The organism is Nonomuraea maheshkhaliensis, from assembly GCF_039529435.1.
GTDB classification, from domain to species: Bacteria; Actinomycetota; Actinomycetes; order Streptosporangiales; family Streptosporangiaceae; genus Nonomuraea; species Nonomuraea maheshkhaliensis.
This window is the reverse complement of record NZ_BAAAMU010000054.1, coordinates 1-17,001: the sequence shown is the minus strand read 5'-3', so window position 1 is coordinate 17,001 and position 17,001 is coordinate 1. Positions and strand designations below refer to the sequence as shown.

General features: G+C 71.0%; 17 protein-coding genes and 1 pseudogene. 7 read left to right on the top strand and 11 right to left on the bottom strand.

The features are described from left to right. From ABFX54_RS30885 to ABFX54_RS30855, 7 genes are all read right to left on the bottom strand, one after another. The gene (locus tag ABFX54_RS30885) at nucleotides 1-693 is read right to left on the bottom strand and encodes a hypothetical protein (protein ID WP_346110087.1); all 693 of its coding nucleotides are present in this window, start codon (nucleotides 691-693) and stop codon (nucleotides 1-3) included. A gap of 168 nt (nucleotides 694-861) precedes the next feature. Next, entirely contained in the window at nucleotides 862-1,335 is a 474-nt protein-coding gene (gene tsaE, locus ABFX54_RS30880; RefSeq protein ID WP_346110086.1) for a tRNA (adenosine(37)-N6)-threonylcarbamoyltransferase complex ATPase subunit type 1 TsaE, read from the bottom strand. A gap of 37 nt (nucleotides 1,336-1,372) precedes the next feature. Continuing rightward, nucleotides 1,373-2,422: an alpha/beta fold hydrolase gene (locus ABFX54_RS30875; RefSeq protein WP_346110085.1), complete on the bottom strand. Its 1,050-nt coding sequence runs from the start codon at nucleotides 2,420-2,422 to the stop codon at nucleotides 1,373-1,375. A 45-nt stretch (nucleotides 2,423-2,467) separates the two neighbouring features. After that, nucleotides 2,468-3,601 (bottom strand): alanine racemase, encoded by a 1,134-nt coding sequence (gene alr / locus ABFX54_RS30870; RefSeq protein WP_346110084.1) that lies wholly within the window; start codon nucleotides 3,599-3,601, stop codon nucleotides 2,468-2,470. A gap of 125 nt (nucleotides 3,602-3,726) precedes the next feature. Continuing rightward, nucleotides 3,727-5,178, bottom strand: a complete 1,452-nt coding sequence (locus ABFX54_RS30865) for an NAD(P)H-hydrate dehydratase (RefSeq protein WP_346110083.1) — start codon at nucleotides 5,176-5,178, stop codon at nucleotides 3,727-3,729. A gap of 4 nt (nucleotides 5,179-5,182) precedes the next feature. Further along, entirely contained in the window at nucleotides 5,183-5,533 is a 351-nt protein-coding gene (locus tag ABFX54_RS30860; RefSeq protein WP_346110082.1) for a holo-ACP synthase, read from the bottom strand. A 13-nt stretch (nucleotides 5,534-5,546) separates the two neighbouring features. After that, complete coding sequence (locus ABFX54_RS30855) at nucleotides 5,547-6,953, bottom strand: alkaline phosphatase PhoX (protein ID WP_346110081.1); 1,407 nt, start codon at nucleotides 6,951-6,953, stop codon at nucleotides 5,547-5,549. A gap of 194 nt (nucleotides 6,954-7,147) precedes the next feature. Between ABFX54_RS30855 and coaA the strand changes: the two genes are divergently transcribed. From coaA to ABFX54_RS30825, 6 genes are all read left to right on the top strand, one after another. Continuing rightward, a complete protein-coding gene (gene coaA, locus ABFX54_RS30850; RefSeq protein WP_346110130.1) occupies nucleotides 7,148-8,050 on the top strand; it encodes a type I pantothenate kinase in 903 nt (300 codons plus the stop codon). Between the two features lie 169 nt (nucleotides 8,051-8,219). Then, nucleotides 8,220-9,146 (top strand): DUF389 domain-containing protein, encoded by a 927-nt coding sequence (locus ABFX54_RS30845; protein WP_346110080.1) that lies wholly within the window; start codon nucleotides 8,220-8,222, stop codon nucleotides 9,144-9,146. A 40-nt stretch (nucleotides 9,147-9,186) separates the two neighbouring features. Then, the gene (locus tag ABFX54_RS30840) at nucleotides 9,187-10,095 is read left to right on the top strand and encodes an ABC transporter ATP-binding protein (RefSeq protein WP_346110079.1); all 909 of its coding nucleotides are present in this window, start codon (nucleotides 9,187-9,189) and stop codon (nucleotides 10,093-10,095) included. Then, the gene (locus tag ABFX54_RS30835; RefSeq protein ID WP_346110078.1) at nucleotides 10,088-10,945 is read left to right on the top strand and encodes an ABC transporter permease; all 858 of its coding nucleotides are present in this window, start codon (nucleotides 10,088-10,090) and stop codon (nucleotides 10,943-10,945) included. The genes ABFX54_RS30840 and ABFX54_RS30835 overlap by 8 nt, the downstream gene beginning before the upstream one ends. Continuing rightward, entirely contained in the window at nucleotides 10,942-11,856 is a 915-nt protein-coding gene (locus tag ABFX54_RS30830; RefSeq protein ID WP_346110077.1) for an ABC transporter ATP-binding protein, read from the top strand. Before ABFX54_RS30835 ends, ABFX54_RS30830 begins: the two co-directional genes overlap by 4 nt. Further along, a complete protein-coding gene (locus tag ABFX54_RS30825) occupies nucleotides 11,856-12,572 on the top strand; it encodes an ABC transporter permease subunit (RefSeq protein WP_346110076.1) in 717 nt (238 codons plus the stop codon). Before ABFX54_RS30830 ends, ABFX54_RS30825 begins: the two co-directional genes overlap by 1 nt. A 61-nt stretch (nucleotides 12,573-12,633) precedes the next feature. Here ABFX54_RS30825 and glmM read toward each other — a convergent pair whose 3' ends face one another. The 3 genes from glmM to rplM are packed head-to-tail and all read right to left on the bottom strand — an operon-like array spanning nucleotide 12,634 to nucleotide 14,985. Beyond that, entirely contained in the window at nucleotides 12,634-13,989 is a 1,356-nt protein-coding gene (gene glmM, locus ABFX54_RS30820; protein ID WP_346110075.1) for a phosphoglucosamine mutase, read from the bottom strand. 1 nt (nucleotide 13,990) lies between these two features. Beyond that, nucleotides 13,991-14,515, bottom strand: coding sequence for a 30S ribosomal protein S9 (gene rpsI / locus ABFX54_RS30815; protein ID WP_346110074.1), 525 nt, complete (start codon nucleotides 14,513-14,515; stop codon nucleotides 13,991-13,993). Between the two features lie 26 nt (nucleotides 14,516-14,541). Further along, on the bottom strand, nucleotides 14,542-14,985 hold the full coding sequence (gene rplM / locus ABFX54_RS30810) for a 50S ribosomal protein L13 (protein WP_106236123.1): 444 nt from the start codon (nucleotides 14,983-14,985) through the stop codon (nucleotides 14,542-14,544). Nucleotides 14,986-15,291: 306 nt separating this feature from the next. On the opposite strand from rplM, the gene ABFX54_RS30805 reads away from it, so the two are divergent. Then, nucleotides 15,292-16,047, top strand: a complete 756-nt coding sequence (locus ABFX54_RS30805; protein ID WP_346110073.1) for a CAP domain-containing protein — start codon at nucleotides 15,292-15,294, stop codon at nucleotides 16,045-16,047. Between the two features lie 305 nt (nucleotides 16,048-16,352). On the opposite strand, the pseudogene ABFX54_RS30800 reads toward ABFX54_RS30805, so the two are convergent. Then, nucleotides 16,353-17,001, bottom strand: a pseudogene (locus ABFX54_RS30800) (hypothetical protein); the annotation flags it as partial.

The following is a 17,001-nucleotide window of genomic DNA, read 5'->3' as shown; positions in this document are numbered from 1 at the left end:
TCAGGCCCGGTTGCGCCGCTTGACCGCGAAGCCGATGCCTCCGGCCAGGGCCAGGGCGATCAGCGCGCCGGCCGGGCCGAGCGGGATGGAGGACTCTTCCGAGGCGTCCTGGGCGTACGTGCCGCCGCCGCCGGCCCGTGGCGCCCTGGTGGGCACCGTACGGGTCGGCTCGGGCTCGGACTCGGCCGCGGCCACCCTGAGCGTGGCCCTGCCGATGTCGTTGGTGCCGTCGCACTTGACGTCCACGCGGTAGCTGCCGCGCCGGATCGTTCCCGAGACCTGCGCCTCGCCGCGCACCCACGGGGAGCCGGCGGTCGTGCCGGTCGGGGTGGGGCTGGCCGAGGCCGCCGGGACCGGGTTGAGCGTGACGCCGTTGACGAACGCCCTGGAGGTGGCCGTGCCGGTGTGGGCGGGGCCACCGGTCGGGACCGGGCAGTTGGCCAGGATCCACACCCTGGACGTCTCGCCGGCGGTGACGCGGTCGGGGTTGAGCTGGACGTTGATGGTCGGCCTGGTGGTGGTCGTGCGCGGGGTGGCGGTCGCGGTGGTCGTGGGTGAGACGGTGGTGGTGGCCGTGCCGCTGGGCGTGGCGCTCGGTGTGGCTGTTGGATCGGAATCGGCCGAGGCCGTGCAGCCGGTCAGACCGACCACGACGATGGCTCCCGCGTACGCGACACGCCTGACCCTGAGCACCGGCCGCACCCCACTTTGCCGTCTTACAACCCAGCATCCACCAAAATTGTGGATGTCGCCCCTCCTGATACCCAGAAATTCTGGGCGAATCCCTGACCAACGATCATGATTTAAATCATCGGCCCGGTACGTCAAGGGTGCCAGCCATACCGGGCTTTGACCGTCGTTTTACTCTTCTGGCGGATCAGACGGCGTGTCGCTCCACCGGGAGCCCACGCCGCGCAGGGTCACGATGCGGGCCTCGTCGCCCGCCTCGTCGCCCGCCTCGCGGTCGATGTGGATCTCCAGCCGGTCTTCGGCCAGCCCTTCGACCAGGCCCTCGCCCCACTCGACGACGGTGACCGAGTCTTCCAGCGAGGCGTCCAGGTCGAGATCGTCGACCTCCAGGTCACCGCCGAGCCGGTAGGCGTCCACGTGGACGAGTGGCGGGCCCTGGCGCAGCGAGGGATGCACCCTGGCGATCACGAAGGTGGGCGAGGTGATCGGGCCGCGTACTTTCAGCCCTTCGGCGATGCCCTGCACGAGCGTGGTCTTGCCGGCGCCGAGCGGGCCGGACAGGACGAGCAGGTCTCCCGGGCGCAGCCTGGCGGCCAGGCGGGCGCCGTAGGCGCGCATGTCTTCCGGTGTGGCCAGTCGTGTCACCGCTCTGCCTCCTTCGCACCAGGCGCGATCAGGCGCGTCACAGCTCCACCCGCTTCAGCAGGTCGCGCAGCGCGTCGTTGACGACGCCCGGCCGCTCCAACTGGATCAGGTGCGAGGTGTCGGGCACCTCGGTGAGCTGGGCCCTGGGCAGCGCGGCGGCCATCGCCTTGCTGTGGTCGGGCGGGGTCAGCCAGTCGCGGTCGCCGACCAGGATCGCGGTGGGCACCGGATCGAGCACGTCGAGGGCGGAGAGCTTGTCGTGGTTCATCAGCGCCGGGTAGAAGTCGGCGACCACCTCGGTCGGGGTCGCCCTGATCATCGACTCGGCGAAGTCGACCACGGTCGGGCTGACGTTCTTGGAGTCGCCGAAGCCGACGAACCGGGTGATCAGGAACGCGATGTCGCTGCCCGCGTGGCGGGCCCTGTCGGCCAGGGCGCCCCGCTTGCCCAGCATCGACACGGTGGTGGGGGCCACCTTGTGCACGACCTTGGACAGGATCGCGGGCAGGCCCAGCGTGAGCTCGGCGAGCTTGCCGGCCGAGGTCGAGATGAGCGACACCGCGCGGATCTTGTCGCCGAACAGGCCGGGGTGGCGGTCGGCCAGCGCCATGATCGTCATGCCGCCCATGGAGTGGCCGACCAGCACGCACGGGCCGGGCACGAACTGCTCGATCACCTCGGCGAGGTCCTCGCCCAGGCGGTCGATCGTGCTGTCGTCGGCGCCGGCCCGCTGGGAGCGCCCGTGGGAGCGCTGGTCCCACAGGACGATCCGGTAGTTTTCCCGCAGGTCCTTGCGCTGGTAGTGCCAGGATTCGAGGTTGAGGCAGTAGCCGTGGCAGAACACGACCGTCAGCGGCGCGTCGTCGGGGCCGTCGATCACGATGTGCAGCGCCTTGCCGTCGGAGGTGACGAGGGTGCGCTCCCTGCCGCGCAGCTCGCCGAACGGCTCGCTCGCCTCGGTGTCGGGGCGCAGCCTGATGCGGCCGACCGCGTAACGCTTGGCCAGCGCCGCCGCCGCGACACCGGCGGATGCCGCACCGACGAGCGCGCCGGCGATTCCCACCCTGCGCCGTGTTGTCGTCGTCATGTCCCCGATCCTTCTCCGCTCATGGCAGCCGCGATGTGCCCGCCGTCACCCTCGATAGACCCTGGGCACCCGCGCACCGATCCTGGTCACGATCTCATGCGTGATCGTGCCGAGGGAATCCGCCCACTCCTGAGCGGTCGGCTCGCCGTCGTCGCCCGGCCCGAACAGCACGACCTCGTCACCCGCCGCCAGCGGGTGGTCGCCCATGTCGATCATGAACTGGTCCATGCACACCCGGCCGGCGATCGGCCTGCGGCGCCCGCCCGCCAGCACCTCGGCCCGCCCCGTCGCGTGCCGGAGTATGCCGTCGGCGTACCCGAGCGGGACGACGCCGAGCGTGGTCTCGCGGTCGGTGGTGTAGAGGTGGCCGTAGGAGACGCCGGAGTCTTCAGTGACCCGCTTGGCCAGCCCGACCCTGGCCACGAGCGTCATCGCCTGCCTGAGGCCGAAGTCGCCCAGCTCGGGGACGGGGCTCAGGCCGTACATCGCGATGCCGCTCCTGACCATGTCGTAGCGGGCCTCGGGCAGCGTCATCGTCGCGGCCGAGTTGGCGATGTGCCTGATCACGTGGGAGCCGCCGGCGCCGGCCTGCTCGGCCAGCTTCAGCGCCGTCTCGAACGCCTCCAGCTGCCTGGCGATCGACGGATGGCCGGGGATGTCGGCGCAGGCGAGGTGGGACCAGAGGCCGGCGATCTCGACGACGCCCTCGGCGCGCAGCTCCAGCGCCCTGGCCAGCAGCGCCGGCCAGGCGGCCGGTGGCGAGCCGCCCCTGCTCATGCCGGTGTCGGCCTCCAGGTGCAGCGTCGCGGTGCGGCCAGTGCGGCGGGCGGCGGCGGCGATCTCGTCGAGCAGTCGCACGTCGGAGGCCGACAGCTCGACGTCGTGGGTCAGCGCCTCGTCGAGCGGCTCGTCCGGGGTGATCAGCCAGGACAGCACCGGCGCGGTCACGCCGGCCTCGCGCAGGGCGAGCGCCTCCCTGATGAACGCGGTGCCGAGCCGGCTCACCCCGGCGCGCAGCGCAGCCTCGGAGACCGGCACCAGGCCGTGCCCGTAGGAGTCGGCCTTGACCGCGGCCATGAGCTCGGCGCCGCCGGCGGCTTCCTTGATCAGGGTCACGTTGTGCCTGATGGCGGCCAGGTCGACCCGTGCCTCGGCGGGCGTGGCGGGCGGAGAGTACATCCTTCTAGTGTGGCAGCTCGCGCACGTGCTCGGGCGCCGTTCTCACCGCCGGCCTCTTCGAGACGGCGCTGGTCACGGCCCTCAGCCCTGTCACGAGACCGCGCTGGTCGCGGCCCTCATTCCCGTCATGAGGCCGCGCCGGTCACGGCGCGGATCGCCGCGGGAACCGCCGTGGCCACGTCGGCCGCCGCGAGGGGCGCGCCGTCGGCGGCCAGCCGGCCGGCCACGCCGTGCAGGAACGCGCCGCACGAGGCGGCGTCGTAGCAGCTCAGCCCCTGGGCGAGCAGCGCGCCCGAGATGCCGGCCAGCACGTCGCCGGTGCCGCCGGTGGCCAGCCAGGAGGTGCCGGTGACGTTGACCCGTACCGGCCGCGCGTCCTCGGCCACCACGGTGGTCGAGCCCTTGAGCAGCACGGTCACGCCCAGCTCGGCCGCGGCCCTGCGGACGTGCGCGAGCCTGGCCGCCTCGATGTCGTCGCGCTCGGCCCTGATCAGCCTGGCCAGCTCACCCGCGTGCGGCGTGAGCAGCACGGGCGCGTCACGGCGCAGCAGCCCGGGGTCGCGCGCCACCAGCGTCAGGGCGTCGGCGTCGACCAGTACGGGCACGCCGGAGCCGAGCACCCTGGCCGCCAGCTCGTGCGCCCAGTCGTCGGTGCCGAGCCCGGGACCGAGCACCCATGCCTGCACCCGCCCGACGTGATCGATGGTCGGCTCGTCGAGCGGCGTCACCACGGCCTCAGGCCAATGGGCGCGCACCTGCGCGACGGGCCCTTCGCGACCGGCGTAACGCACCATGCCGGCGCCCGCCCGCAGCGCGCCCCCCACGGCCAGCACGGCGGCGCCGGTGAACTGGTCGCTGCCCGCCGCCACCCCCAGCACCCCCCTGCGGTATTTGTCCGACTCAGCGCCCGGCCTGGGCATGAGGATGTCCACGTCGCCGCCGCTCAGCGCGGCGACGTCGGGATCGGGCACGTGCTCGCCCAGCCCGATGTCCACCAGCCGGACGTCCCCCGCGAAGGAGGCGCCAGGATCGACCAGCAGCCCCGTCTTGTACGCCCCCATGGTCACGGTCACCTTGGCCCTGACCGCCGCGCCCGCCACCTGCCCGGTGCTCGCGTCCACCCCGCTGGGCACGTCGACGGCCACGATCCGGCCGGAGGCCGCGTTCGCCGCCTCGGCCAGGCGCGCGTACGGCTCCCGCAGCGCCCCTGAGGCGCCGATCCCCACGAGACCGTCGATGATCAGCTCGGCCCGCCCGAGCTCCTGCGCCTCGACGACCCGCCCGCCCGCGTCGAGCAGCGCCCGCAACCCCGCCTCGTGCGTCTTGGACCCGGCAAGCACGGCGCCCACCCACGCGCCCCGCCTGGCCAGCCGCTCACCCGCGTAGAGCGCGTCGCCGCCGTTGTCACCGCTGCCGACGAGCAGCACGACCCGTCTCCCGTAGACCCGCCCGAGCAGGTCGGCACAGACGGCGGCGAGCCCGGTGGCGGCCCGCTGCATCAACGTCCCCTCGGGCAACAGCGCCATGAGCGCGTGCTCAGCGCCTCGGATCTGGTCAGCGGTGTAGGCGGTCTTCATGTTTTCACCCTTCGGCGATCACGTACGCGATGGCCACGCCCGCGTCGTGGCTGAGTGAGACGTGCCACCGCTTGACCCCCAGCTCGTACGCCACCTCGGCCACCTTCCCCGAGACCCGCAACTCGGGCTTGCCCAGCTCATCACAGTGAACCTCGGCCTCCAGATGACCAAGCCCCTTCGGCGCGCCGAGCGCCTTGGCCACCGCCTCCTTGGCGGCGAACCTGGCGGCCAGGGAGTGCACCGCCAGCGGCCGCTCGACCTCGGTGAACAGCCGGTCCCTGAGCTGCGGCGTACGATCGAGCGCGGCCTCGAAGCGGGCGATGTCGACGACGTCCACGCCGATTCCCAGGATCATCGTCCCAGCCTACTCAGAACGGCCCGCGCTCCCACGGACCCCAGATCGCGATCGACATACCCTGCCTGGCCTGCACGTTGACGTAAAGAGTGTGACCGCCGGGGCCGAAGGTGGAGCCGGCGAACTCGGCGCCCGCGTCGTCGGCGATCGGCTGCAGCCGGCAGAAGTCGAAGATCTGCCCCGCCTTGCTGAGGCCGCGCAGGTAGTTGTCGCCGTCGCCGTCCTCGCACAGCACCAGCGTGCCGCGCCTGCTGGCGGTGACGTTGTCGGGCAGGTCGAGCACCGACGCGCGGGGCGATTCGTAGGCGAGCTTGAGCCGGCCGCTCCACGTCTCGTACGCCCACACCTGCCCTCGCCCGTCGCCGAACCCGTCGGGCGCGGTGTCGCCCGGCGCGGTGGCCCCGCCCTGGGTGGAGACGAAGTAGATCGTCCCCTGGTGGTGGACCGCCCCCTCCAGCCGGGAGAAGATCGCCGCCCCTTTGGCCCTGCCCTGCTTGCCCACGGCCTGGACGGCCACGTCGTTGTCCGGCCTGCCCTTGAAGTCGGGGTCGGGGTCGTCGATGTCCACCCACGTGGCCGCGTACGTGGCACCGGGCTCCTGCCCCTCGGACAGGTCCTTGCGCTCCGCGCCCTTGACGGCGAGCATCTGCAGCCGGCCGCCGTCGAGCAGCCGTCCCGCCAGGATCGGATGCTTGGGCGGCAGGTAGCGGTAGAAACCGGACGGGAAGCCGAAGTTGTCCTCGGTCAGGTAGATGGCGCCGGAGGAGGGGTCGAAGGCGGCCGACTCGTGCGGGAAGCGCCCGGCGGCCCTGATCGGCCTGGCGCTGGCGGCGCGCCCGATCGGCACCTCGAAGAGGTAGCCGTGCTTGCGGGTCAGCTTGGAGTTGTCGCCGCCGGAGAAGTCGTCGCCCACGTCGGGCCCGTTGACGGTCTCCTCGCAGGTCACCCAGGCGCGCCAGGCCATGGGGCCGCCCGAGCAGTTCATCATGGTGCCGGTGAGCGAGGGCCGGCTCTCGATCACCTCGCCGTAGCGGGTGACCCGCAGCGTCGAGGTGCCGCCGCCGGCCATCGGGTCGTACGCCTTGTCCTTGTCGCCGAACGCGCCCACGGGCCCGTTGACCTCGTGGTTGCGGATCAGCACGGCGCTGCCCTTGGGGCCGGAGAAGGCCGCCATGCCGTCGTGCCTGCCCGGCACGGTGGACCCGTCGTCGAACTTGTCGCCGGCCACGCTGAAGGAGCGGTATTTGAAGCCGTCGGGCAGGTGCAGCCGCACCTTGCCGTCACGCAGGTCCTTGACGGGGCGCAGCGGGCCGTAGCCGGGCACGGGCTCGGCCCCGCCCTTGGCTCCGGCGCAGGCGACCCCGGCGAAGGGCCCGGCGATGCCGGCGACGACGTTGGAGATGAAGCGACGACGGTCCACGGATAACCTCCCGTCCGGACAGTAGCCGCCCGCGATCCGTTTCAGCACGGCTTCGGCAAGACCAGTTCTCTTTCCCCGATCGCGGTCGCGGTAATCCCACGTCTTCGTCCACAGGCTGTGGATCGAGGGGTGACCCCCCGCCCATGATCCGGTTCGTCCCGCATCGCTACGCTGCCTAGGTGAACAACGGCTACGTGGACCTGAGCAGGGAGCAGTGGAGTGAGCTCCGCAAGAACACGCCCTTGACTCTCACCGCAGACGAGCTGGAAGAACTACGCGGCCTCGACGACCCCATCGACCTCACCGAGGTCACCGACATCTACCTCCCCCTGACCCGGCTGCTCAACCTGCACTTCACCGGGTCCAAGCAGCGCAGCAGCGTGCTGAGCGCGTTCCTCGGCCATCCCGAGCATCGCGTCCCCTACATCCTGGGCATCGCGGGCAGCGTCGCGGTCGGCAAGTCGACCACCGCCCGCCTGCTGCACACCCTCCTCGCCCGCTGGCCCGAGCACCCGCGCGTGGAGCTGATCACCACCGACAGCTTCCTCTACCCCAACGCGATGCTCGAATCCAGGAAGATCATGCATCGCAAGGGCTTCCCGGAGAGCTACGACCGGCGGGCCCTGGTCAGGTTCGTGGCGGAGGTGAAGGCGGGCGTGGCCGAGGTGCACGCACCCGTCTACAGCCACCTTGAGTACGACATCGTCCCCGGCGCCAAACAGACCGTGAAAAATCCTGACATCTTGATCATCGAGGGGCTCAACGTCCTCCAACCGGCCCCGCCCACGTCCCTCGCGGTCAACGACTACTTCGACTTCTCCATCTACGTGGACGCCAAGGTCGAGGACATCCGCACCTGGTACGTCGACCGCTTCCACAAACTGCGCCGTACGGCCTTCGAAGACCCGAAGTCGTACTTCCGGCACATCGCGGAGATGTCGCACGAGGAGGCCACGGCCTTCGCGGTCAACGTCTGGCGCGACATCAACGAGCGCAACCTGATCGAGAACATCGCCCCCACCAGGGGCCGCGCGGACCTCGTCCTCAAGAAGGGCGCCGACCACTCGGTACGGCGGGTACGCCTCCGCCAGACATGAAGACCTCCTCGAACAGGTAACGCCCGAACCTGCCCGCACACTCCTGGTCGTCGATGTCCGCGAACCAGCACTCCTCACCATGGTCGTGACATATGAACGCGATCATGCGAAAAAGCCTCGCGTATCCGCGTCAACACATCGTCAACGTCCGATCGACGACAATGGTCACGTGCTGCATCTGCGACTGATCGTCCCCACCGCGCGCACCGACGAGGCGACGGCGGTGTTGGAAGACTGCTCCGGCGTCACCAACATCGTCGTCCTGCCGGGCGCGGCCCGCGACCCGCGGGGCGACGTCGTACTCTGCGACGCGGCCAGAGAGTCGGCCAACGAGGTGCTCGGCCGGCTGAAATGGCTGGAGACCGAGGGCTCCATCGCGGCCGAGCAGATCGAGCTGTCGCTGTCGGAGGCCGCGCGCGACGCCGTCCACGAGGCGCCGGGCGAGCCGGACGACGCGGTGATCTGGGAGCAGTTGTCGCAGAAGGTCTACGCCGATTCCCGCATCACCTGGGCCTACCTGGCCTTCCTGGCCATCGCCACCCAGCTCTCCGGCATCGCGGTGCTGCAGGACTCCATCATCCTCATTGTCGGCGCGATGGTGCTCGGGCCCGAGTTCGGCGCGGTCGCGGCCATCTGCTTCGGCCTGCTGCACCGCAACGGCCACCTGGTCGTCAACGCGCTCAGGACGCTGGTCGTCGGGTTCGGGGTGGCGATGGCGATCACGTACGCGTGCGCGCTCGTCTCGTACCGGCTGGGCTGGATCGTCCCCGGCGACCTCGACACCAGCGCGGAGTTCCAGTTCATCGTCAAGCCCGACCGCTGGTCGTTCATCGTCGCGCTGCTGGCCGGCTCGGCGGGGGTGCTGTCGATCACGGCGGGCAAGTCGTCTGCCCTGATCGGCGTGTTCATCTCGGTCACCACGGTCCCCGCGGCCGGCTACGTGGCGGTCGCCTCGGCTCTGGGCGACTGGAGCGAGGTGGCGGGCTCGGTCGCCCAGCTCGCGCTCAACCTCGCCGGGATGATCATCGCGGGCACTCTCACCCTCCTGGTCCAGCGGAAATTCTGGCCTCAAGTAGGACGTCGTTCATCCGTCTGACTGAGGCGCGGCGCGTGAGCGCCCCGGTAGTGTCCGGCTCATGCACATCCTCGCCACCGAGGGGCTGACCAAACGCTTCCCCGCCGTCACCGCGGTCGACCAGCTCACGGTCACCGTGGGCCCCGGGGTCACCGGTCTGGTCGGGGCGAACGGCGCCGGCAAGTCGACGCTGATCAAGATCCTGCTGGGCCTGCTGCCGCCGTCCGGCGGCGGCGCGCGCGTGCTCGATCTCGACGTCACCGCGCGCGGCGCCGACATCCGCAGGCTCGTCGGTTACATGCCCGAGCACGAATGCCTGCCCCCCGACGTCTCCGCCACCGAATTAGTCGTCCATTTCGCCCGGATGTCCGGGCTGCCCCGTACGGCCGCCCGCGAACGCGCCGCCGACGTGCTGCGGCACGTCGGGCTGGCCGAAGAGCGTTACCGGCCCGTCGGCACCTACTCCACCGGCATGAAGCAGCGGGTCAAGCTGGCCCAGGCGCTCGTCCACGACCCGAAGCTGATCTTCCTCGACGAGCCCACCAACGGGCTCGACCCGCGCGGGCGCGACGAGATGCTGACGCTGATCAGGCGCATCGGCACCGAGTTCGGCATCAGCGTGCTGGTCACCTCCCACCTGCTGGGCGAGCTCGAACGCATCTGCGACCATGTGATCGTCATCGACGCGGGGCGGCTGCTGCGCTCGTCCGCGATCGGGGAGTTCACACAGGTCACGCAGACCGTCGAGGTCGAGGTGGACGAGGGTCTCGACGATCTGGCCGCCCACCTGTCCGCCGGTGGCCAGACCGTCTCGCGGCAGGGACGCCTGCTGGTGGTCAAGGTGACCAAGCCCGAGTCGTACGACGCCATCCGCGACGCCACCGCCGAGCTGGGCCTGTGTCTCATCCGCCTCGAACAGGGACGCCACCGCATCGAGGACGTCTTCAGGGACGAGGTCGCACATGTCTGAGATCTACGACATCGGATATCGCCACTACGACGGCCCCCGGCTCGGCCGCGGCTACTCGACCAGGGCGCTGACCGTGCACAGCCTGCGCGGCGTCTTCGGTCTCGGCCGTCCCGCGCGCAGCAAGATCGTGCCGTTCGCGCTGGTCGGCATCATGTTCATCCCCGCGATCGTGAGCATCGCGATCATGGCCCTGGCCCAGCAGCGCGGCATCCCCTACAGCGGCTTCGCGGTCGTCATGCAGGCCGTGGTGGCGATCTTCCTGGCCGCGCAGGCCCCCGCGGTCGTCGCGCCCGACCTGCGCTACCGCGTGCTGCCGCTCTACCTGTCGCGGCCGGTCTCGATCACCGAGTACGTCGGCGCGAAGGTCGCGGCGATGACCGTGGCGGTGTTCGCGCTGATCGCGGCGCCGCTCACGCTGGCCTACGTGGGCGAGCTGGTGGTCGACATGCCCGGCCCGCCGGCCACCGGCGAATACCTGGGCGCGATGCTGATGGCGCTCGTGCTGGCCCTGCTGCTGTCGGCGTTCGGGCTGGCCCTGGCCTCGTTCACGCCGCGGCGCGGGCTCGGCGTGGCCTCGGTGATCACGGTCTACCTGCTGTCGTCGGCGTCGGTGCCGGTGATCTACGCCACCTTCGCCGAGACCGGCAACGTGGAGACGGCCAAGTGGGCCTGGCTGGCGAACCCGTTCTGGCTGGTCGACTCCGTCCAGAGCTGGCTGTTCGGCACCCCGCCGCACTCCATCGAGGGCGACTACCCCAACGGGCCCGCCTCGGCGTTGCTCCTCGTGGTGCTGATCGCCGTCGGCCTGCTCGCCCTGGCGCTGCGCTACAGGAAGGCGGCCGCGCGATGAAGATCGAGCTCTCGCAGGTTTCCCGCTGGTACGGCAACGTCGTGGCGGTCAACGACGTCACGATGACCATCGGACCCGGCGTCACGGGGCTGCTCGGGCCGAACGGCGCGGGCAAGTCGACGCTCCTGCACATGATGGCCGGCTTCCTGGCCCCGTCGGGCGGCTCGGTCACGCTGGACGGCACCAGGGTCTGGAAGAACCACCACATTTACCGAAACATCGGCCTAGTTCCTGAAAGAGAGGGCGTGTACGGCTTCCTGACCGGCTGGCAGTTCGTCCTCTCGGCCGCCCGCCTGCACAACCTGCCCGACCCGATCGAGGCCGCCCGCAAGGCCCTGGCCACGGTCGAGATGGAGGAGCCGAAGGACCGGCGCGTGGAGACGTACTCCAAGGGCATGCGCCAGCGCGTCAAGGTCGCCGCCGCCCTCGTCCACGACCCGGATGTGCTCCTGCTCGACGAGCCGTTCAACGGCATGGACCCGCGCCAGCGCCTGCACCTCATGGACCTGATCCGCACGATGGGCACGGGCGGCAAGACGATCCTGTTCAGCTCCCACATCCTGGAGGAGGTCGAGCGGGTCGCCCAGCACATCGAGGTGCTGGTCGCGGGCCGGCACGCGGCGTCGGGCAACTTCCGCGAGATCCGGCGGCTGATGACCGACCGGCCCCACCTGTTCATGATCCGCTCCAGCGACGACAGGCGGCTGGCCGCGGCCCTGGTCCGCGACGACTCGACCGGCGGCATCACGCTGCGCCCCGACGGGCTGGAGGTCCAGGCCACCGAGTTCCGCCGCTTCGCCCGCCTGCTGCCCCAGGTCGCCAAGGCCGAGGGCGTGCGCCTGCACCAGGTCTCCCCGGCGGACGAGGACCTGGAGAGCGTCTTCTCCTATCTGATCAACAGGAGCAGCTGATGAACACCGTCGTAGCGGGCATCACCTACCGCGCCCTGCTGGGCCGGCGGCGGATCATCCTGCTCCTGCTGCTGCCGGCGGCCCTGATCGGCCTGGCTGTGCTGCTGCGCCTGTTCAGCGCCGACGACCAGGCCACGACCGTGCTGCTGATGAAGAACTTCGCGATCGGTACCATGCTGCCGCTGCTGGGCCTCATCGCGGGCACGGGCGTCATCGCGCCGGAGATCGACGACGGCACGATCATCCACCTGATGTCCAAGCCGATCTCCCGCCCGGTCATCGCGCGGACGAAGTTCCTGGTCGCCGCGTCGCTGCTGGCCGTGTTCGCGGCGGTGCCGACGTACGTGGCGGCCTGGATCCTGGTCGGCAACGAGGACGGCATCGCGCCCGGGTTCGCCCTGGGCTCACTTGTGGCCGGCATCGCGTACGCCGCCGTCTTCCTGCTGCTCGGCGTGGTCACCCGGCACGCGGTCACGATCGGCATCATCTACGCGCTGGTCTGGGAGAGCCTGGTGGGCAACCTGCTGGCCGGCGCGCGTACCTGGTCGATCCAGCACTGGGGGCAGTCGATCGCGGCGCAGCTCTCCGACTCGCCGTTCTTCCAGGCGGACGTCTCGCTGAGCTTCGCCATCCCGGCGCTGATCATCGTCACCGTCGGCGCGGTCCTGTGGGCCGGGCAGCGGCTGCGCGCGTTCTCCCTGACCGGCGACGAGTGAGCCTCCCGCTCTGAATGATCGTCCATCGGGCGCGCCGAGGCGCCCGATGGACGGTCGTTCGTCAGACGCAGGCCGTACGGACCACGTCGGCCAGGCGGCCCGCCACCCGCGTGGCGTGCTCCTCCGACGCGGCCTCGACCATGACCCTGATCATCGGCTCGGTCCCGCTCGGCCTGATCAGCACCCGGCCGGCCTCGCCCAGCTCCGCCTCCGCCTCCGCGACGGCCGCGACGAGCTCGGGCACCGCGGCCTTGCCCCGGTCGACGTCCTTGACGTTGATCAGGATCTGCGGCAGCGGCGTCATCACCGAGGCCAGTTCCTTCAGCGGCACGCCCGACTTGGCCACCACGCCCAGCAGGTGCAGGGAGGTGAGCAGGCCGTCACCGGTGGTGGCGTGGTCGAGCATGATGACGTGCCCCGACTGCTCGCCGCCCAGGTTGAAGCCGTCGGACTTCATCCGCTCCAGCACGTAGCGGTCACCCACCGAGGTCTCCACCACGGTGATCCCCGCATCGCGCATCGCCAGCTTGAAGCCCAGGTTGGACATCACGGTCGCGACCACGGTGTCCTTGGCCAGCAGGCCCTCGCCGTGCATGGCGGCGGCCAGGACGGCCATGATGTGGTCGCCGTCGACGACGGCGCCGGTGTGGTCGACCGCGAGGCAGCGGTCGGCGTCGCCGTCGTAGGCCACGCCGAGGTCGGCCCCGCGCGAGATGACCACCTGACGGAGCTTGTCCAGGTGGGTCGAGCCGTGGCCGTCGTTGATGTTGAGCCCGTCGGGCCTGGCGCCGATGGCCTCGACCCGCGCTCCCGCGCGCACCAAAGCCTCGGGCGCCACCATGTGGGCGGCCCCGTGAGCGCAGTCGACCACGACGTTCAGGCCGTCGAGGGCCGCGGTCATCGTGGTCAGCACGTGGGAGATGTAGCGGTCGGCCTCACCGTACGCGTCACGCACGCGCCCGACGCCGGAGCCGACGGGGAAACTCCACTCCTCGCCCAGCCGCCGCTCGATCTCGTCCTCGACCGCGTCGGACAGCTTGAAGCCGCCGCGCGCCAGGAACTTGATGCCGTTGTCGGGCGCCGGGTTGTGCGACGCCGACAGCATGACGCCGAGATCGGCGCCGAGCGCGGCGGTGAGGTGGGCGACGGCCGGGGTGGGCAGCACGCCGAGGCGCAGCACATCCACACCAGACGCCGCGAGGCCGGCGACCACGGCGGCCTCGAGAAACTCTCCCGAGGCACGCGGGTCCCGGCCCACGACCGCCACCGGCCGGTGTTTACCGGATCCGGTGGCGGAGAACGCGCCTGCATCGCCGAGGACGTGAGCGGCCGCCACGGACAAGTCCATGGCGAGCTCCGCCGTGAGGTCGCGGCCCGCGACCCCACGTACCCCGTCGGTGCCGAAAAGGCGCGCCAACTTAGCGCTTGCTGTACTGCGGAGCCTTGCGGGCCTTCTTGAGGCCGTACTTCTTCCGCTCCGTGGCGCGGGCGTCACGGGTGAGGAAGCCGGCCTTCTTCAGCGGCGGGCGGTTGACCTCGACGTCCAGGATCGCCAGGGCGCGGGACAGGCCCATGCGCAGCGCGCCGGCCTGGCCGGTCACGCCGCCGCCGTCGATGCGCGCGATGACGTCGAACGCCTCTTCGGCGCCGAGCACCACGAAGGGCTCGTTGACGATCTGCTGGTGGACCTTGTTCGGGAAGTAGGCGTCCAGCGAACGACCGTTGATCGTCCACTTGCCGGTGCCGGGGACGATGCGCACGCGGGCGATCGCCTCCTTGCGGCGGCCGGTGCCGTACGAGTTGCCCGTCGTGACGGGCTTGCGCACGGGCGCGTCAGCGCTGGCGGTGGATTCGGTGGTGTACTCGGACGGGAACTCCTCGCCGGAGAAGTCCTCCACCTCGGCCGTCTCTACGACCGTCTCGACACCAGTGGGCTCAGCCACGGTTCTCCTCTAACTCTTTCGAACTACTACTGGGCGATCTGGGTGATCTCGAACGGCACCGGCTGCTGGGCCTGGTGCGGGTGCTCAGAACCCGCGTAGACCTTCAGCTTCTTGGCCATCTTCCGGCCGAGGGAGTTCTTCGGCAGCATGCCCTTGACGGCCTTCTCCACTGCCTTGTCGGGCCGCTTGTCCATGAGCTCGCCATAGCTGACGGAACGCAGACCGCCCGGGTAGCCCGAGTGGCGGTACGCCTTCTTCTGCTCACGCTTGTTGCCGCTCAGCGCGATCTTGTCGGCGTTGATGACGATGACGAAGTCACCGGTGTCGACATGATTCGCGAAGATCGGCTTGTGCTTGCCGCGGAGCAGGGTCGCGACGTGGCTGGCCAGCCGGCCCAGCACGACATCGGTCGCGTCGATGACGTACCACTGACGCTGGACGTCGGCGGGCTTCGGTGAGTACGTGCGCACGGTCGTAGCCTTCTTTATGCTCGCGTCTTCGGCGCTGTCGGATGTGACAGCTACATTGGTCGGTCGGTGCGGGCACACGACGGCCCGGACCTTCCGTCTCCGCAACACGGGAGATGACGCCGGACGCGCCGCGCATTGGTCGCGCTGGACCTATGCACACAACGAACCTAAGCTACCCGCCCTGAGGCGCGCAGGTCAAAAGACCGGTAACCCTGTGCGAGTCTACCTGACCGCAGAACGGTTCGATTTCGTTTCCCTGGGACCCCTTCTTTCCCAGGACCAGACATCCCTATCGTTGGCGGCGGTATGTGGCAGAACTCTCGCACCCGGCAAACCCAGCGCGGCCATCGGCGCCGGAGTCACCTGGGTGTGCTGGCCTGCCTCATGGCCGTGCTCTTCACCGGCGTACTGATCGGCCGGCTGACCACCGACCCCGACCCGGCCCGCCACGTCTACCTCGACGAGACCGCGCCGCCCGCGGCCGCGACCGCCAACCCCGCGCCGACGGCGGCGAGGAAGGCGCAGCAGCTCGAAAGCATCCCCAGGGGCGTCACGACCAGGAAACTGCCCAGCGGCGCCCCGACGCCCCGGCCGACCAGGTCGTCGAAGGACCAGATCCCGGGCTTCGCCTCGGAGGACCGTACGCGGGTGCTCGGCGGCGAGGACGGCGGCGTCCAGGTGCTGGCGGGCGTCGCCTCGCGCGTGGTCTCCCTGACGAACTCGGCCAGGTCCAGGCGCGGTTGCGCGCCGCTGAGGGTGGACGGCGGGCTCACCCGCTCCGCGCGGGCGCACTCGCTGGAGATGGCCCGCACGGGGCAGCTCTCGCACAACTCCCCCGACGGCGCCTCGCCGTGGGACCGGATGGAGCGCGCCGGATACCGCTGGGGCGCCGCCGAGAACATCGGCGCCGGCTACGGCACCGCCGACGAGGCCGTACGCGGCTGGCTGGACAGCCCCGACCACCGCAAGAACATTCTCGACTGCCGCCTGCGGGCCATCGGCGTGGGCGTCGCGTCGGGCCCCGGCGGCCCCTGGTGGACCCAGGACTTCGGCACCCAATGACATCGCCCCGGCGGGGGTTCGATTCCTCCCCGCCTTGAGGCCAGGATCTGTTCAGCGGCATCTGATGACAAACATCACGGTAGTGTCGCCGCATGGTTTCCAACGGCGATAGGGAACGCGAGAACGGCACGGGCGATGCCCCCTTCGCCCCTTTCGGCCCCGGCCCCGCCGGTGGCGCCCCCTACGGGATGGGAGGCGCGCCCCGAGGCGGCGCGCCCGCGAGCGGCGCGCACGCGGCTGGCGGAGCTTCGGGTGGCAGGCCCCTGAACAGCGACCCCTTCGACAGCGGACCCCTGAACGGCGGATCACGCAACGGCGGCGCCCATGGCGCGCCCGCGAACGGCGGTCCCAACGGTGGTGGACCCGCGAACGGCGGCCTCATCGGTGACTTCAACGGCGGTTCCAGCGGTGGCGGGCCCACGAGTGGCGCCTTCATGATCGGCGGCCCGGGGGGCGGCGGTCCCGGAGGCGGCGGCGCCGGTGGTGGCCTTGGCGGTGGTCTTGGCGGTGGCCTTGGCGGCGGTCCCGGCGGTCCCGGCGGTCCTGTTGGCGCCTCTGGCGGCCCCGGCGGAGGCCTCGGCGGAGGCCTCGGGGGTGGCGGCGGCCCGTCCGAAGGCCTTCCCAGCCGTGGCAGGCGCGCACGTGGCGGTCCCTCCGGCGGCTCGCACGGTGCGGGAGGCCCCGGCAGTCCTGGCGGCCCCGGCAGTCCTGGCGGCCCCGGCGGAGGCGACCCCGCGGGCGGCTTCTTCGGCGGCGGTCCCGCAGGGGGCGGCCGTCCGGGAGACGACCGGCCGGGCGGAGACCAGCCAGGTGGCGGCCCTCCCGGCGGGGGCCGTTCCGGTGGACGCCGGGCCGGAGGCGGCGCGTTCGGCGGCGGCGACCCGCTCGGGGGCGACAGCCGCGCGGTCGGCGTCAACCCCCGGCCCGGCGGGGCCTGCGGGGCCAGGGGGTGCC

Excerpts from the sequence above, each read along its gene's own strand:
- ABFX54_RS30875 (WP_346110085.1), bottom strand. The coding sequence starts at position 2,422 with ATGACGACGACAACACGGCGCAGGGTGGGAATCGCCGGCGCGCTCGTC.
- alr (WP_346110084.1), bottom strand. The coding sequence starts at position 3,601 with ATGTACTCTCCGCCCGCCACGCCCGCCGAGGCACGGGTCGACCTGGCC.
- ABFX54_RS30865 (WP_346110083.1), bottom strand. The coding sequence starts at position 5,178 with ATGAAGACCGCCTACACCGCTGACCAGATCCGAGGCGCTGAGCACGCG.
- ABFX54_RS30860 (WP_346110082.1), bottom strand. The coding sequence starts at position 5,533 with ATGATCCTGGGAATCGGCGTGGACGTCGTCGACATCGCCCGCTTCGAG.
- ABFX54_RS30840 (WP_346110079.1), top strand. The coding sequence starts at position 9,187 with ATGCACATCCTCGCCACCGAGGGGCTGACCAAACGCTTCCCCGCCGTC.
- ABFX54_RS30835 (WP_346110078.1), top strand. The coding sequence starts at position 10,088 with ATGTCTGAGATCTACGACATCGGATATCGCCACTACGACGGCCCCCGG.
- ABFX54_RS30830 (WP_346110077.1), top strand. The coding sequence starts at position 10,942 with ATGAAGATCGAGCTCTCGCAGGTTTCCCGCTGGTACGGCAACGTCGTG.
- ABFX54_RS30825 (WP_346110076.1), top strand. The coding sequence starts at position 11,856 with ATGAACACCGTCGTAGCGGGCATCACCTACCGCGCCCTGCTGGGCCGG.
- ABFX54_RS30805 (WP_346110073.1), top strand. The coding sequence starts at position 15,292 with ATGTGGCAGAACTCTCGCACCCGGCAAACCCAGCGCGGCCATCGGCGC.